We start from the raw sequence: 16,463 nt of genomic DNA, 5'->3' as shown, positions 1-16,463 counted from the left end.
AAATACAGGGCTTTTTATATAAGTTATTGATTTATATAGGATTAATTTATGTAAGTCATTGCTAACTTACATAAATTAAAGAGCCTTAAGAGATGCCTCTGGCGTTGCTTGCGGCCTCAACTACAGCCAAAGTAGTCAAATTCACAATGCGACGAACGGTAGCCGCTGGAGTCAAAATATGAATCGGCTTAGCGACACCTAGCAACAGAGGTCCAATAGCGATGCCATTGCCCGCAGCCGTTTTTAACAAGTTGTAAGAAATGTTTGCGGCATCAATATTTGGCAGAACCAACAAGTTAGCATCGCCCTTTAATGGCGATGAGGTCACTGTGCCAGCACGAATGGTTTCGTCCAATGCGCTATCGCCATGCATCTCACCATCCACTTCTAAAGTTGAATCTGCCTTTTGGAGCAAAGCCAACACTTCTCGCATCTTCACTGCGGAAGGTGCATTGCTTGAGCCAAAGTTTGAGTGCGATAAAAGCGCAACTTTTGGAACCAGTCCTAACTTACGCATTTCACTAGCGGCCATTAAAGTCAACTCAGCCAATTCACATGCGCTTGGATCGAGATTAATGTGGGTGTCGACTAAGAAAACTTGGCGACCCGGCAGTATTAATCCAGACATTGCACCATAGACATTTGCCCCAGACTCATGGCCGATGACTTCATCAACATATTTCAAATGCGTCGCAGAATTTCCAATGGTTCCGCAAATCATGCCGTCTGCCATTCCTTTCTGGATCAACAAACTACCGATCAAACTATTGCGGCGACGTACCTCTAACTTAGCAAATGATTGGGTAACCCCTTTGCGCTCAGTGAGTGCAAGGTAGGTTTGCCAGAAATCACGGAAGCGCGAATCATTCTCTGGATTGACGATTTCAAAGTCATCGCCCGCCTTCATCCGCAGGCCAAACTTCTCAATACGATGCTCGATAACCGCTGGGCGACCGATTAGGATTGGCGTTGCCAAGTGCTCATCGAGAATGATTTGGACTGCGCGCAATACGCGCTCATCTTCACCCTCAGCAAAGACAATCCGTTTTTGATTTGCAGGAACTCTCTTCGCAATACTGAAGAGAGGCTTCATCAAAGTACCAGAGTGGTACACAAATTGTTGCAACTGATTGCGATACGCATCAAAGTCTTTGATTGGGCGTAAAGCTACACCATCATCCATCGCCGCTTTAGCAACCGCAGGAGCAATAACGGTAATTAAACGTGGGTCAAATGGTTTCGGAATCAAATACTCTGGGCCAAAGGAAAGGTTCTCAATACCGTAGACCGATGCCACAACCTCACTCTGTTCGGCTCGAGCCAGCTCTGCAACGGCTTTCACAGCTGCTACTTCCATGCCGCGAGTGATGGTGGTTGCACCAACGTCTAAAGCGCCACGGAAAATAAATGGGAAGCACAATACGTTGTTTACTTGATTTGGATAGTCAGTACGGCCAGTCGCCATCACTGCATCAGGACGAACGGCTTTCACTTCCTCCGGCAAGATTTCTGGGGTTGGATTTGCCAAGGCATAGATCAAAGGCTTGTCCGCCATCTTCTTCACCATGTCTTGCTTCAAAACACCGCCCGCTGAAAGACCTAAGAAAATATCAGCGCCAGCAATCACTTCATCCAGCGTGCGCAACTCAGTTTCTTGGCAGAAAGGCTCCTTCTCAGGATCCATCAATTCTTTACGACCTTTATAGGCAACACCTGCAAGATCGGTTACCCAAATATTTTTACGCGGAATACCTAAATCAACCAAGAGGTCTAAGCAAGCTAAAGCCGCGGCGCCTGCACCAGAGGTAACCAACTTCACATTACCCACATCCTTACCCACAACCTTCAAGCCATTGAGGATCGCGGCTGCAACCACAATCGCAGTACCGTGCTGATCATCATGAAAGACGGGAATCTTCATACGCGCTTGTAACTTACGCTCCACCACAAAGCAATCTGGCGCTTTGATATCTTCTAAATTGATACCACCAAAAGTTGGCTCAAGTGCTGCAATGATTTCTACTAATTTTTCAGGATCGTTTTCATTCACTTCAATATCGAAAACATCAATGCCGGCAAATTTCTTAAATAGGACCGCTTTGCCTTCCATCACTGGCTTACTTGCGAGCGGCCCAATATTTCCTAAACCTAAAACGGCGGTACCGTTCGTAATCACACCAACTAAGTTTCCGCGGGCCGTGTATTTGAAAGCATTCGCTGGATCTTTAACGATCTCTTCGCAGGGAGCGGCAACACCCGGTGTGTAAGCGAGCGCTAAATCGCGCTGGTTAGTTAATTGCTTGGTAGGTGCAATCTCGATTTTTCCAGGAACTGGAAACTCGTGATACTGCAGGGCAGCTTCTCTTAAAGCGGCAATTTGTTGCTCTTTGCTATTTTCTTTACTCATCCACTAACTCGCTAACTCGTTTTGACTTTTACGTATTCAGGCTTTAATTCTATTCCTCTCTCGCATTGCAGCCCCAAGAGCCATAAAATGGGGCATGTCTTCTTCATCTGGCCCAATGGGCGAATTCGATCTCATTGAACGTTTTTTCAAAACGGGAACTGCTTCGAACCCTTCTCTGAGTTTGGGTATTGGTGACGACTGCGCACTCATCAAGCCAATCCTCGGCGAAGAAATTGCTATTACGAGTGATATGTTGGTTGAGGGTAGGCATTTTTTTGCCGGAGCTGATGCCGAGCAATTGGGCCGCAAAGCCCTAGCGGTCAACCTTTCCGACTTAGCGGCTATGGGCGCAAAACCGCTGGGATTTACTTTAGCTATCTCCCTGCCAGCAGTCGATACCAAATGGCTAGAAGCCTTTTCTAGGGGGCTATTTGCCCTCGCCAATCCTTTTGCTTGCCCACTCATAGGTGGTGACACCACTGCAGGACCCTTGACCTTGTCGATCACCGCCATTGGCAGTATTCCAACTGGGAAAGCCATTCGTAGATCAGGGGCAAAAATGGATGATGATGTTTGGGTGTCAGGAACCCTTGGCGATGCAAGACTGGCTCTTGCTGCACTGCGTCAAGAAATCAACCTTCCAGACCAAGACTTGAAATCTATTGAACACCGCATGCACCAACCCTCCCCAAGAGTTGAACTTGGAATACAGCTCAGAGAAATTGCTAGTTCGGCCCTAGATATATCGGATGGCTTACTTGGTGACCTTATGCATATCCTGCGTCAATCACAGGTTGATGCTGAAATAATTTTGGAACAACTTCCCAAATCAGCAACTTTGCTAAAACAAAGCAAAGCAATTCAACATCAATTTGCTGCGAGTGGCGGCGATGACTACGAACTTTGTTTTACCGCGCCCAGCACAAATCGTGATGCTATTCTAAATATCAGTAAAGCACTCCAACTTCCTCTCACTCGCATTGGTCGCATCAAGCCAATGAAAAATAATGAAGTGCAGATTCATCTAGTGGGTGAAGATGGCAAATTCATGGATAGCACCAACACAGCTGCACTCCTCAAATCTTTTGATCACTTTGCAAAATGACGACTAGCTATCCATCGCCAGCACAACCGAGTTTGAAATGGATATTTCAGTCTGCTAGTCGCACCCTAGCCTTTGGTTTCGGTAGCGGCCTCAGCCCTGTAGCACCTGGGACTGCAGGGACTCTCTGGGCCTGGGCTGCATTCTTAATTGGAGAGTATTTCCTAAGCACAGAAGATTTTCTGTGGATTATCAGCACTAGCATTGTGTTGGGATGCTGGATATGTGGTCATGTCAGCGAAGAATTGGGTAAGAAAGATTTTGGCGGTATTGTTTGGGATGAAATAGTGGCATTCTGGCTAGTGCTGATCTTCATCACACCTACCAGCATTTGGATGCAAGTTCTTGCATTTGCCTTCTTCCGATTTTTTGATGCTGCTAAACCAGGGCCGATTGGCATGATTGATCGTCACTTTAAAAATTCAGAAAAATCTGATGCGCCATCAAACTTAATGCAAATATTGTGGCGCGGATTTGGCATCATGGTGGATGATCTTGCGGCAGCTTTCTTTACGCTCTTAATGATGGCTGTCATCCAAGTCATTAGTGCTCAAATGGGTTGGATCTAAATATGCCTGCACTGGATACCGTCAAAACCTTAGCTGAAATTTTGCTATCTAAAAACTGGAAGATGGCCGCCGCTGAATCCTGCACTGGGGGCCTAGTTTGCGCAAACCTTACAGAATTAGCGGGCTCAAGTGAGTGGTTTGAGCGGGGTTACATCACCTATAGCAATGAAGCCAAAGAAGAATCTCTAGGGGTGCCATCGGAACTCATTGAATCTTTTGGGGCTGTCAGCGAGCAAGTCGCCAAAGCCATGGCTGAAGGCGCGCAAGTGAATTCAGGGGCGAATACTGCCATCTCCATTACAGGTATTGCAGGCCCAAGTGGTGGCTCAGTAGATAAACCGGTTGGGACAGTCTGTTTTGGCTGGGCCATTCAAAGCGATGCCGGTGAAAAAAGGGTGCTGACAAAAACAATGCACTTTGACGGAGATCGTCAAGCGATCCGCGAGCAAGCTTGCCATTACGTACTGAACGAATTGGCGAAGCTACTCAAGAATTAAATTACTTCATCCAACCTTTGTGATAGAAATAAAACAGAGGAATGATGGCAGAAATAATCATTGCGCCGATTGCCATTGGATAACCCCAAGTCGCATCCAATTCAGGCATATGTTTATAGTTCATACCCCAAACACTAGCGAGCAAAGTTGGCGGCATTAAGGCAACTGATACCACCGAGAAGATCTTGATGATCTTGGATTGATTCAAGTTAATGAAACCGACTGTCGCATCCATTAAGAAGTTAATCTTATCGAATAAGAACGCTGTATGGTTCTCAAGAGAATCAATATCTCGCAAAATTTGCCGCGCTTCTTCTTGCTGCTCATCAGATAACAACTTGCTACGCATCAAGAAAGATAAGGCTCTGCGGGTATCCATCACATTACGACGAATACGTCCGTTGGTATCTTCTTCTTTTGCAATTGTTTCGAGCACTTGCTCTGCGTCGGCATCATTAATGTCGTCTTGCAACACGCGCTTACCAGCTTGTTCTAGGTTTTCATAAACCTCTTCCAAAGCATCGGCAGAGTACTCAGCATCGGTAGAATACAAATCGAGCAATACATCTTTTGCATTGCTTACTGAGCCTGGGCGCAGGCGCGCACGTAAACGCACCAAGCGGAATACCGGCAAATCTTCGTCATGAATCGAAAATAATACTTGCTTGGTAAGTACAAACGCTACTCGCACGTTGCGAGAAGTTTCTTCTTCATCCAATAAGAAATCGGTGCGGATATGGAGATGGCCATCATCGGCCTCAAAATAACGGGCAGAAGCTTCTAAGTCACCCAAGTCATCCAACTCAGGCAAAAGAACGCCAAAAGCCTCTTTAATCCAAATGAGCTCTTCTTCCTCTGGATCAACAACGTCAATCCAGATAGGATTGGCGTATTGCAATAATTCATTGCGATCTTCTACTTGCTCTTGAGAGAGGCGGCCATTTTGCAGGACGAACAAGTTGATCATGGTGAACTCCTAAGGAATGTGCGCTAGTTTATCCTATAGAACATGACAGTTTCACTAAAATAAGCCAAATCCAATGAACTCTCGCTCAAATACCTTTACCCAGCAACTCCAGTCTGCATGGGCTTCCCAAGGCAGCATGCTGTGTGTTGGTTTTGACCCAGACCCCAAGCGCTTGCCCCCAGCCCTACAAGGGAAGCCCGAGGGGATCTTTGAGTTCTGCCGTGAGATAGCTGATGCCACTGCAGATTTGGTATGCGCCTTCAAACCCCAGTTTGCTTACTTCGCCTCACAAAGGGCAGAAAGCCAACTGGAAAAGTTGATACGCCACATTAAGGATCAGTACCCGCATATTCCCGTAATCCTGGATTCCAAGCGTGGGGATATTGGCAGTACAGCTGACCACTATGCTCTCGAGGCTTTTGAGCGCTATGGCGCTGATGCCATCACTGTGAACCCTTATATGGGTTTTGACACGATCGAACCCTACCTCAAACATACTGGCAAAGGCGTCATCGTTTTATGTCGTACCTCTAATCCGGGTGGCTCCGATTTACAGTTCCTCAATGTTGCACCCAATGGTGAGCCTTTGTATTTACATGTCGCCAATTTGGCAGCCACGAAATGGAATAGCTCTGGCCAAATCGGACTAGTAGTCGGTGCGACATTCCCAGAAGAAATTGCCAAAGTCAGAGCGATTGTTGGTGACATGCCTTTACTGATCCCTGGCATTGGAGCTCAAGGTGGCGATATTGAAGCCACTGTTAAAGCTGGCAGCATTCCTGGAAAACCTGGAGCTGGCATGATTATTAATTCTTCAAGAGCGATTTTGTATGCCAGCTCAGGAAATGATTTTGCACAGGCTGCAAGACAAGTTGCGCAAACGACACGCGACGCTTTAAGAGCCGCCACCTAAGCGCAGTTACTTAAAGCAACTGTAACTAATTAGCGTTTTTGTTTGTACTCTTTGGCGCTGGAATAGGCGCCAAAGCTACGCGCCCCATATTTTCTAGAATAAATTCTTGGCGAGCAGCATAGTTAATGCTTCCTCTACGGCAATGCTGCTCCTTATCGAAACACTTCGGCGCTGGAAGTGCCGAAGCCAAAGCCGCGGACTGATCTAGGTCTAGCGCAGCTGGCGAAGTGGCGTAGTAGTGGGCAGAGGCGGCGCCAATCCCGAAGATCCCCTCACCCCACTCTACCGAATTGAGATAAATCTCAAATAATCTTTGCTTGGAAAGCGTTAGCTCTAAAAGCCCGGTAATGATCAGCTCTTGCCCTTTGCGGAAATAATTTTGCTCAGAAGATAAGAATAAATTTTTAGCGAGCTGTTGTGTAATAGTGGAACCCCCACGAAGAGCCGTTTTAGCTTTACCGCCAGACTGTGATTTTTGCTGATTTTTTTCCCAAGCTTTTTGCATGTCTTCAACACGAACTCCTTTGTGCTGAAAAAAGATATCGTCTTCGCTGACTAAAACGGCACGCTTCAAATTATTTGAAATCTTGTCATAAGGAGTCCATTTGGAATAAACCGGACAAGACCAATACCAAGAACATAAACGCCAGCGCTCAGCCCGCTGAAAGGCTGTGCTACCAGGATCGAAACTAATCCACAAGCCAATTTGGACAGCAAAGTACACCTGCATAGCCACAAAGCCAGCCAAGAGACATTTGACTAAATAAGCGATCCAGCGCATGAGTGAGACTGAATTAACTGCGTAATGTGGCTAAGACTGATCGCGGATCAATCTGCTTAGCGAGATCAGTTCCACGCCACAACAAGAATGCATCTGCGGCTTGCTCAACCAGCATACCAAGACCATCACTAATGCGAGCGCCACGCTGCAAAGCTTGCTGCATAAAAGCAGTCGTTTTACCGTAGACCATGTCGTAGGCAAATGAGCTTGGAGTAAAAACATTGACTACAGCAGCAGCGCTCAATGGGGATGCGTCTGATAGGCCGGCAGCAGTTGCATTAATCACCAAATCAAATGGATAAGGTGATTTTTCAGAATTCTCTAAATCAGATAAAGTGCGCGATTCCAAAGCAACCTCTTTAGCAGCAGCTAAATTTGCAAAGAGCTTCACTAACTCATCTGCTTTGGTGCTTGTGCGATTGGCTATTACCAAGCATTTTGGTGATTGCTCTAGTAAGGGCCCGATCACCCCGCGAGCAGCCCCACCAGCACCCAAGAGCAAAATACGTGACTCATGAATAGCAATACCTTGGGCCAATAAATCTCTTACTAAGCCAGCGCCATCAGTATTGTCACCATAGATTTTTCCATCTCGGACCCACAAAGTATTGACTGCGCCAGCCAACTGCGCACGCATCGTTAGTTCATCGGCAAATGCTTGTGCATCCAACTTGAATGGTACGGTCACATTCATACCTTTTCCACCAGCAGAAAAGAATATCTTGGCCGCCTTCACAAAACCATCCAAGTCAGGCTGTAATCGACCATAGTGGATGGCTTGTTTAGATTGCTCTGCAAAGCGCTGATGAATATTGGGCGACTTACTGTGAGCAATAGGATTGCCAGCAACTGCATAGACATCTAATCCCGAGTAGAGGCTAGGGTCAGTATGCAAATCAGCGGATGTATTCGAGCTCATCATGGATACAGAATAAGCGAAATTGTCAGAATGGATGTCGCATTAATGTCTCAACTCTAGATGATCATTGCCATCTCGGGTGAAATCAAAGGTAGAGATCCAATCAAGTACATCAATTTGATTACGCATTTCTGAAGGGAATGGGCCAAATGGGGCGGAGGCACGAACAATCGCTAAGGCTTGTCGATCCAATTCAGGGTTGCCAGAGCTACGCCCTATAGACACCCCATCTTTACCCTGAGCATTATTCGTAATACGGCCTTGAGAATCAACACTCACCACAATGACTAAGCTGCCATATAGCGGCCTACCATTAGCACGCGGGAAAAAGGTACTGCCGTAAGCCTCAATTTTTTGACGCATAGCATCGAAATAGTGCGCGAAGGTAACCGACTTAGTATTGGCCCCGGTGAGCACCTTACGACGAGGCTCGCGACCATCTGCCTGTAAACGCTTAGCAAGCTCTGCCTCTAAAGAATTCAGTTGCGGGGTAATCTTTTGCTCATCGCCACTTTTACGACCACCAGATTTAGCGCGTTGCTCATCTAACTTGGCTAACATTTGTTTTTGTTGTTTTTCTAATACCTCAAGACGTGCGTCGGTACCCAGTCTTGCTCGATGCAAAGCGGTGGCATCTTGATTTTCAGACTTACCGCCGCCCTGCAAATCGGCTTGGGCCAATTTATTTGCTTGCTTAGGAGGCGTCTTGTTGCTGGCATTTACCAACACCACACTCAATGGCGTATTGAGGCGACGATTCTGAATTTCACCAATACCCCAACGAAAAGACAAGAAGAGTGCGTGGATGATGAGTGAGACACACAGGGCCAATCGAAAAGGATGGCGACGCCAAGCATCTTGAAGATAGAGCAATGCTCGGTTGAATTTTTCCGAACGAGGAAGCTGTACAGACTTAATCTGGGCTAGCATCTTCTTCAGCCTCTTCAGCGGCTTTAGTCTCTGGCTCTGCCTTGGCTTCAATCTCGAGAACTCTCACGGCCGCGCTTAATTGCAAAAGATCTATATCGTCAACAACAACTTCTGCCCGCGTCATCCGCGGATGACTTGCCAACTCAGGAATAGGCAAGTGAAGCGGTACAAGCTCTACTCTGGACATGCCCTCTTTTAAATGGCGGACATAAACATTCTTTGCATCTCCATCTTGCACAATCCAGCGCAAGCACCAATACTTTTCTAAGCGATCCTGAAACTCACCATACGTTTGATAGCAAGATTCAAAATCCGCCGCAATTCCCATTAAGGTTGCATCTCGCGGTGGGAATGGCGCCACCATTTTTGCTGTCACGCCATGATTCGCTAATGCGATTAACTGCCATTGATTGACCAGATCTGAGTAACGACGCAAAGGAGAAGTACACCAAGCGTAGTAATCCAAACCCAGGCCCTCATGCGGTCCAGGGGTAGTCTGCATACGAGTACGTAGTGGTCCCCAACCCTTCTGAGTTCTAAATAACCCTGGCAATCCATGATCGGCCAACAATTGGCCGGAGGCGCTATTACAAAAGATCATCCATTCAGCTACGATCGTATCGAGAATAGAGCCACGCTGACGCGGAATAATGTCTACGCGCTGCACTCCATCTGCTTCTTGAATCTGAAAATGAAAATCTCTTGCTAAAGCATTAGGATCAATCATACCTAACTGCTCAGCACGTAGACCATTCGCAATTCGTTTCTCTTGGCGCCCTGCATGTAAGCGCTTTGCTGCTCGCCACAATATGGCTAGCTCTTTTCGATAAGGGTAGCTAGCACCCTCATCTACTAGACTTTCATCGCTCACTAAATGCTCAATATCCTCTAGACGAAGATTGGCGGTCATCGGCACCATCTCTGCCCGCATTTGTAAGGTATCTCGGTTCACAACCCCATCTGCGTCAACATCCACATAGATCGATAGTGCAGGTCTAGGAGCACCCTCATCTAAGGAAAATTGCTCAATTACCGAATCGGGCAACATCGTAATTTTGTCGCCTGGAAAATAAACGGTAGACATCCGATTGCGTGCCACTTGGTCCAAGGGGTCATCTTTAGTAATTGCTAAACCCGGGGCCGCAATATGAATACCAATACGATGCCCACTCCCTGCAAGTTCAGTGACGGAGAGTGCATCATCAATCTCCGTCGTTCCAGCATCATCAATCGAGAATGCCTGCACCTGCGCCAAGGGTAGCTCAGCAATTGCTGCAGCATATGCAGCTTGATCAACACCGATATTGGGGTTATGGGCGGCTCCATTTGGAAAATGGGCTTTCAAGAACATTCCCTGGTGATAGGCCAATGGAGATTCAATTGCAGCACAACGAATCATCAACTGCGCCGGGGATTCACCTGTTTCTGTGCATGCGGCTATGAGGGCCTTATAGGCAGAAGTATTTTTGTCTGGGGAAAACAGTAATTGCTGAGCAGATGATTTCAGGGTCTCTGGGAATGTGCCTGCGACTAATGCCTGTTGCCAGACTGACTGTTGCTCTAATTCTTTTTGCTTACGCTCGAGCGCAGCTAAGCCTGCCTGTAACTGCTCAAGTGGAGCTCTTTGAAAACGCCCTCTTCCTTTGCGACGAAAAAATACTGGGGCGCCTTGCAAAGCAATAGCTAATGCCGCTTGCTGGGGAATGGTTGCCTGAGCGCCAAAATACTCAAGCGAAACATCTATCAAACCAAACTCTTCTTCGGGGGCGCAATCCCAGAGTAATTGCAAGTCAATGTCTTTGGATAAAACCAGCGCCTCATCCATCACAGCCTTTGCTTCAGGCTTTTCAAAACGCAACCAAACTTCTTTCGCTTTGAGTTTTATCTTCTTGCCAGACAAGCTGGTTGCCTGCCAGGATTCGGTATCACCCGATCCTGTTGCAGACTGTACGGTAGCGATTTTGATATCGCCACCCTCTTCATATAAAAGATTCATGCTTAGAGGGAAATCCCGCCGCTAGCTTCTAATGCAACTCCATTGACGTAGCTTGCTTCATCGCTAGCCAAAAATAAATACACATTAGCCATTTCTTCTGGGGTGCCTAAGCGACCTAACCAACTGCGACGCTCAATGTCTTGGAGAATATTTTCTGGCATCGCTTTGACCATCTCAGTCGCGATAAAACCAGGGCACACCGCATTGACCCGAATGCCTTTGGGGCCGAGTTCTCGCGCCCAGGTCTTAGTAAAACCAATCACGCCGAACTTGGTCGCTGAATAATTGGTTTGTCCAAAATTCCCATATAAACCCACCACGCTAGAGGCATTCACAATTGCGCCAGAACCCGCTTCAAGCATATGCGGCACTACCAATTGTGTGCAGTTGAATACGCCTTTGAGGTTGACATCAATTACGGTATCAAATTGCGCCTCGGTCATCTTGATCAAGCGCGCATCTTGCGTGATGCCAGCGTTATTAATCAAGATATCAATACGACCATGCTTCTGCATCACCTGATCTACAACTGCTTGGATGCTAGCGCGATCTGTCACATTCATTACATACGCTTCAGCATTCGAAATTTGGGCTGCAGCACCCTTGACCGCCTCAAGATTGATATCGGCAACAATAACCTTTGCCCCCTCGTCTGCAAAGCGCTGTGCGGTTGCAAAACCTATTCCTTTTGCCGCTCCAGTAACGATTGCTACTTTGTCTTTTAATCGATTACCCATGTTTTGCTTTCAGTGTTAATTCATTCAGTTGCATTGATGCACATTAGGCCGCATCAAACAGATACTGCATTAAGTATTTTTTGATGCACACCGCCAAAGCCACCGTTACTCATCACCAAAATGTGATCGCCTGGTTTAGCCTCTTTGGCAACGGCGCTGACTAATGCACCTAAGTCATCAAAGGCATGGGCTTTCCCAATTGCTTTTGTATTGAGTGGAGCTAAGACTTCAGTCAAATCCCAACCTAAAGATTCCTTACCGCTGTTGGCGCCGTAAGCAAAGACCTTGTCAGCCTGCTGCAGACTATCCGGAAGTTGTGCCTTCATTACCCCTAGTTTCATCGTATTTGAGCGAGGCTCCAGTACCGCCAAGATGCGAGCCTTGCCAACTCGGCGACGCAAGCCATCAACCGTCGTTGTAATCGCAGTTGGATGATGGGCAAAGTCGTCGTATACCGTAATGTCGTTCGCAACGCCGATCGTTTCTAAGCGGCGTTTCACATTTTTAAATTCAGCTAAAGCACGCGCAGAATCTGCTGGTGAAATACCAATGTGATTTGCAGATGCAATAGCGGCCAAAGCATTCAGTTGGTTATGAGTACCCATCACACCAGAATCAGGCGCCCATTTCACAGTCGCCACTTCTTTACCTGACTTGCACACAATAAAACTATCGTTTTCTTGTGATATTAAAGACCACTCGTTCTTCGCATCCTGTCCGAAGCGCTCCACTGGAGCCCAGGCCCCACGGGTGACAACCCGCTCAAGCGCTGGCTCTTGGCCATTGACTACCAATAAGCCATCGCCAGGAACAGTACGTACTAAATGGTGAAATTGCGTTTCGATCGCAGCAAGATCAGCAAAAATATCAGCGTGATCAAATTCCAAATTATTTAATAAAGCAGTACGTGGCCTGTAGTGAACAAACTTACTGCGCTTATCAAAAAAAGCAGTGTCGTATTCATCGGCCTCGATCACAAAGTATTGACTCTCACCCAAGCGGGCCGATACCGTGAAATTTAGTGGCACTCCGCCAATTAAATATCCTGGCTTGTATCCATTAAATTCTAAAATCCAAGTGAGCATGGCTGAAGTGGTTGTCTTACCATGCGTACCGGCGACTGCTAATACATGTCGGCCGTATAAAACTTGCTCTCCCAGCCATTGAGGACCAGAGATATAGGGTAGGCCTTGATTCAGAATAGCCTCCATCAAAGGATTGCCGCGAGAAACCACATTGCCAATCACAAATAAGTCAGGCATGGTCTCAAACTGCAATAATTGGTCTGGTGAGAATCCTTCAATAAGCTCGATACCCTGAGCTTCAAGCTGGGTGCTCATTGGTGGATACACGTTGGCATCACAACCCGTTACACGATGTCCGGCTTGCCGAGCGATTGCGGCAATGCCGCCCATGAAAGTACCGCAAATGCCCAAGATATGTATATGCATTAGCGAATTTTAGCGAAGGAGTTGCAGTGAACCGAAGACAGTGGATCATGATTGGCGGAATTAGTCTTTTGGCGCTCCTTGCTGGAGTCTTTTCTTCGCAATGGATTTCTCAAACGGGCTTAGCTAGCGATCCTTCCATCAAAGCTTTTTTTGCTAACCCCTGGCAAACACCGGATGGAAAATCGGCAAATTCTGAAAATTGGCGTCAAAAAGTTCTAGTTGTGAACTTTTGGGCCTCCTGGTGCCCTCCTTGCGTCGAAGAAATGCCTGCTTTAGACAAAATTGCGCAGGAATATGCCTCTAAAAATGTATTAATTGTTGGCATCGGCATTGATTCACCATCTAACATACGCCAATTTCTTGAAATGACCCCCGTTTCATATCCTATTGTGATTGGTGGATTAGAGGGCAGCAATCTCTCCAAGCAAATGGGCAACACCCAGGGCGCCCTACCCTATACGGTCATCATCAATCAAAAGGGCAAAGCCATTTATACGAAATTAGGAAAGATAAGCGAAGAAGAGCTCAGAAAGGCAATTAACGGGGCTATATAATTACCTTTGACAGCAATTAACCAATAATATCTATTAAAAGACTGCTCAATAATTCAGCATTTAGGCCAATAATTTTCCTGATTTACACCTAAATATGATGAAATTTCGTTTTACCAAGCCCTATTTTGGACCTTTTCACCCCTTGTGAAGGTATACTCCCACCCATAGCAGGTGAAGCATGAAGTTGTGTATGGGTGGCTAAAAGCCAAATTAAACAATTGACACCTAACTGCCTTTAAAAACAGGGATCTATGTCTAAAAAAGCTTCAATTCTCGTCATTCAAGGCCCTAATCTCAATCTATTGGGCACCCGTGAACCTGAGGTTTACGGAAAAACTACCCTAGAAGATATACATCAAAAGCTGGGCGACCTTGCAAAAGCCCAGTCAGTTGACTTAAGTGCCTATCAAAGCAACCACGAAGGCGAGTTAATTGACCGCATTCAAAAGGCAAAACAGGATGAGGTGGATTTCATCATCATCAATCCAGGCGCGTTTACCCATACCAGTGTTGCGCTCCGCGATGTTTTAGCCGGGGTTGCCATTCCATTCACTGAAGTGCATTTATCCAATATTCACCAAAGAGAAGAGTTCCGCAAGCACTCTTATCTATCTGATATTGCTACTGGAGTGATTTGTGGCCTTGGCGCAATTGGCTACGAATTAGCGCTTCAAGCAGCAATCGACCGTTTACAAAAATAAGCATATTTAAAGAATTTCAAGAGAGGGCGTACTCATATGGATCTAAGAAAACTCAAAACTTTGATCGATCTCGTTTCTGAATCAGGCATTTCTGAATTAGAGGTAAATGAAGGTGAAGATCGTGTTCGGATCGTGAATGCCGGCTCTCCAGCTCCTGCAGGTCAAATGGTTTATACAAATCCTGCTCCAGCGCAAGCGATGCATGCGACTCCTGCCGCTACCCCAGCCCCAACTGCAGCACCAGCTGCCGAAGCGCCTGCAGAAGAAACCGGCTTTATTGCGCGCTCACCAATGGTTGGCACTTTCTACCGCGCGCCAAATCCAGAGTCTCCAAATTTTGTAAACGTAGGCGACACTGTAAAAGTTGGCCAAACCCTTTGCATCATTGAGGCTATGAAACTGCTCAATGAAATCGAATCAGAACAAGCCGGCGTCATCAAAGAAATTTTGTGTGAAAACGGTCAAGGTGTTGAGTTTGATCAGCCCTTGTTTGTCATTGCCTAATTTCTTCGTTTTTTCTTCCAATCCTTTTTACCTAACTCAGAGCCGACATGTTCGATAAGATTCTGATCGCCAATCGGGGAGAAATTGCTCTCCGTATCCAACGCGCATGCCGCGAGTTGGGAATTAAAACTGTGGTGGTCTATTCCACTGCAGATAAGGAGGCAAAGTATGTGAAGCTTGCTGATGAGGCCGTCTGTATTGGCCCAGCACCTTCACCGCTTAGCTATCTCAATATGCCAGCAATTATTTCTGCGGCTGAGGTGACTGATGCTGAAGCTATTCATCCTGGATATGGTTTTCTCTCTGAGAACGCTGACTTTGCAGAGCGTGTAGAGAAATCTGGTTTTGCTTTCATTGGCCCTACTGCAGCCTCGATTCGTTTAATGGGTGACAAAGTTTCTGCCAAACGCGCCATGATCAAGGCAGGGGTACCTTGCGTTCCTGGGTCTGAAGGCGCATTGCCGGACAATCCAAAAGAAATTATTGCTACCGCTAAAAAAGTGGGCTACCCAGTCATTATTAAGGCAGCTGGTGGTGGTGGTGGACGCGGCATGCGAGTGGTTCATACCGAAGCTGCACTCATCAATGCTGTCAATATGACAAGAGAGGAAGCGGGCCGAGCCTTTGGTAATCCAGAAGTCTATATGGAGAAGTTTTTAGAAAAGCCTCGCCACGTTGAGATTCAGATTCTGGCCGATACCCATGGCAACGCCATTTGGTTGGGCGAGCGTGATTGTTCTATGCAACGTCGCCACCAAAAAGTCATTGAAGAGGCGCCAGCCCCTGGCATTGATCGTCGCTTGATTGCTAAGATTGGTGAGCGTTGTGCTGAAGCTTGCAGAAAGATCGGCTATCGCGGGGCGGGTACCTTCGAATTTCTTTATGAAAACGGCGAATTTTTCTTCATTGAGATGAATACCCGTGTTCAAGTTGAGCATCCCGTTACTGAAATGATCACAGGTGTAGATATTGTTCAGGAACAAATTCGGATTGCAGCAGGTCTCAAGTTGTCTTATCGCCAAAAAGATATTGTTTTCCGTGGCCATGCGATTGAATGTCGCCTGAACGCAGAAGATCCGTTTAAGTTCACGCCAAGTCCAGGGAAAATTGGCTCATTCCACATGCCTGGTGGCCCTGGTATTCGTGTTGACTCACATGCCTATAGTGGCTATGTCGTACCCTCAAATTACGATTCCATGATTGGTAAGCTGATCTCATATGGCAACACTCGCGAACAAGCGATCCGCCGCATGCAAATTGCCCTATCTGAGATGGTGATCGATGGCATTACTACCAATGTGCCTCTGCACCGCGAACTCATGCTTGATCCCAACTTCATGGAAGGCGGCACCAGCATTCACTACTTGGAGCATCGCTTAGAAGAGCAAGCTGCAAGTCGCGGTAAATCCTAATAACCCCCAGTTAATGCGAGTGC

16 protein-coding genes are annotated in these 16,463 nt (G+C 46.7%); 8 read left to right on the top strand and 8 right to left on the bottom strand.

The window, feature by feature from the left end; all coding sequences use genetic code 11:
• Positions 1–85: 85 nt before the first annotated feature.
• Positions 86–2,407, bottom strand: coding sequence for an NADP-dependent malic enzyme (locus tag FD968_RS01190; protein WP_215366907.1), 2,322 nt, complete (start codon positions 2,405–2,407; stop codon positions 86–88).
• Between the two features lie 94 nt (positions 2,408–2,501).
• Here FD968_RS01190 and thiL point away from each other — a divergent pair, with 94 nt between their 5' ends.
• From thiL to FD968_RS01175, 3 genes are read left to right on the top strand one after another with little or no spacing between them, the layout of a single operon-like run.
• Positions 2,502–3,512: a thiamine-phosphate kinase gene (gene thiL, locus FD968_RS01185; protein ID WP_215366905.1), complete on the top strand. Its 1,011-nt coding sequence runs from the start codon at positions 2,502–2,504 to the stop codon at positions 3,510–3,512.
• Positions 3,509–4,078, top strand: coding sequence for a phosphatidylglycerophosphatase A (locus FD968_RS01180; RefSeq protein WP_215366903.1), 570 nt, complete (start codon positions 3,509–3,511; stop codon positions 4,076–4,078). Before thiL ends, FD968_RS01180 begins: the two co-directional genes overlap by 4 nt.
• Positions 4,079–4,080: 2 nt before the next feature.
• The gene (locus tag FD968_RS01175) at positions 4,081–4,575 is read left to right on the top strand and encodes a CinA family protein (RefSeq protein WP_215366901.1); all 495 of its coding nucleotides are present in this window, start codon (positions 4,081–4,083) and stop codon (positions 4,573–4,575) included.
• A 1-nt stretch (position 4,576) separates the two neighbouring features.
• On the opposite strand, the gene corA is transcribed toward FD968_RS01175, so the two are convergent.
• Positions 4,577–5,542 carry a magnesium/cobalt transporter CorA gene (gene corA, locus FD968_RS01170; RefSeq protein WP_215366899.1) on the bottom strand — a complete coding sequence of 322 codons (966 nt, stop codon included), beginning with the start codon at positions 5,540–5,542 and terminating at the stop codon, positions 4,577–4,579.
• A 73-nt stretch (positions 5,543–5,615) separates the two neighbouring features.
• On the opposite strand from corA, the gene pyrF reads away from it, so the two are divergent.
• The gene (gene pyrF, locus FD968_RS01165; protein ID WP_215366897.1) at positions 5,616–6,455 is read left to right on the top strand and encodes an orotidine-5'-phosphate decarboxylase; all 840 of its coding nucleotides are present in this window, start codon (positions 5,616–5,618) and stop codon (positions 6,453–6,455) included.
• Between the two features lie 25 nt (positions 6,456–6,480).
• Here the strand turns inward: pyrF and mtgA are convergent, their stop codons facing one another.
• Genes mtgA through mpl form a run of 6 tightly spaced genes read right to left on the bottom strand, consistent with a single transcriptional unit; the run spans position 6,481 to position 13,269 of the window.
• Positions 6,481–7,236 (bottom strand): monofunctional biosynthetic peptidoglycan transglycosylase, encoded by a 756-nt coding sequence (gene mtgA, locus FD968_RS01160; RefSeq protein ID WP_215366895.1) that lies wholly within the window; start codon positions 7,234–7,236, stop codon positions 6,481–6,483.
• Positions 7,237–7,249: 13 nt separating this feature from the next.
• Positions 7,250–8,155: a shikimate dehydrogenase gene (gene aroE, locus FD968_RS01155; RefSeq protein ID WP_215367895.1), complete on the bottom strand. Its 906-nt coding sequence runs from the start codon at positions 8,153–8,155 to the stop codon at positions 7,250–7,252.
• Between the two features lie 42 nt (positions 8,156–8,197).
• A complete protein-coding gene (locus tag FD968_RS01150) occupies positions 8,198–9,085 on the bottom strand; it encodes an energy transducer TonB (RefSeq protein ID WP_215366892.1) in 888 nt (295 codons plus the stop codon).
• Positions 9,069–11,081 (bottom strand): ribonuclease catalytic domain-containing protein, encoded by a 2,013-nt coding sequence (locus tag FD968_RS01145; protein WP_215366889.1) that lies wholly within the window; start codon positions 11,079–11,081, stop codon positions 9,069–9,071. The genes FD968_RS01150 and FD968_RS01145 overlap by 17 nt, the downstream gene beginning before the upstream one ends.
• A 2-nt stretch (positions 11,082–11,083) precedes the next feature.
• Positions 11,084–11,818 (bottom strand): 3-oxoacyl-ACP reductase FabG, encoded by a 735-nt coding sequence (fabG, locus tag FD968_RS01140; protein ID WP_215366886.1) that lies wholly within the window; start codon positions 11,816–11,818, stop codon positions 11,084–11,086.
• A gap of 53 nt (positions 11,819–11,871) precedes the next feature.
• Complete coding sequence (gene mpl / locus FD968_RS01135; RefSeq protein WP_215366883.1) at positions 11,872–13,269, bottom strand: UDP-N-acetylmuramate:L-alanyl-gamma-D-glutamyl-meso-diaminopimelate ligase; 1,398 nt, start codon at positions 13,267–13,269, stop codon at positions 11,872–11,874.
• 26 nt (positions 13,270–13,295) lie between these two features.
• Between mpl and FD968_RS01130 the strand changes: the two genes are divergently transcribed.
• The 4 genes from FD968_RS01130 to accC all read left to right on the top strand — a co-directional run bounded on the left by FD968_RS01130 (position 13,296) and on the right by accC (position 16,440).
• The gene (locus FD968_RS01130; RefSeq protein WP_215366880.1) at positions 13,296–13,823 is read left to right on the top strand and encodes a TlpA disulfide reductase family protein; all 528 of its coding nucleotides are present in this window, start codon (positions 13,296–13,298) and stop codon (positions 13,821–13,823) included.
• 251 nt (positions 13,824–14,074) lie between these two features.
• On the top strand, positions 14,075–14,524 hold the full coding sequence (aroQ, locus tag FD968_RS01125; protein ID WP_215366877.1) for a type II 3-dehydroquinate dehydratase: 450 nt from the start codon (positions 14,075–14,077) through the stop codon (positions 14,522–14,524).
• Positions 14,525–14,560: 36 nt separating this feature from the next.
• Positions 14,561–15,028, top strand: a complete 468-nt coding sequence (accB, locus tag FD968_RS01120; RefSeq protein ID WP_215366874.1) for an acetyl-CoA carboxylase biotin carboxyl carrier protein — start codon at positions 14,561–14,563, stop codon at positions 15,026–15,028.
• Positions 15,029–15,075: 47 nt separating this feature from the next.
• Complete coding sequence (gene accC, locus FD968_RS01115) at positions 15,076–16,440, top strand: acetyl-CoA carboxylase biotin carboxylase subunit (RefSeq protein WP_215366871.1); 1,365 nt, start codon at positions 15,076–15,078, stop codon at positions 16,438–16,440.
• Positions 16,441–16,463: the final 23 nt, after the last annotated feature.

It is taken from the genome of Polynucleobacter sp. AP-Titi-500A-B4 (assembly GCF_018688095.1).
Taxonomy (GTDB): Bacteria; Pseudomonadota; Gammaproteobacteria; order Burkholderiales; family Burkholderiaceae; genus Polynucleobacter.
The sequence above is the reverse complement of the archived record's forward strand: the minus strand, read 5'-3'. Positions and strand labels throughout refer to the sequence as shown.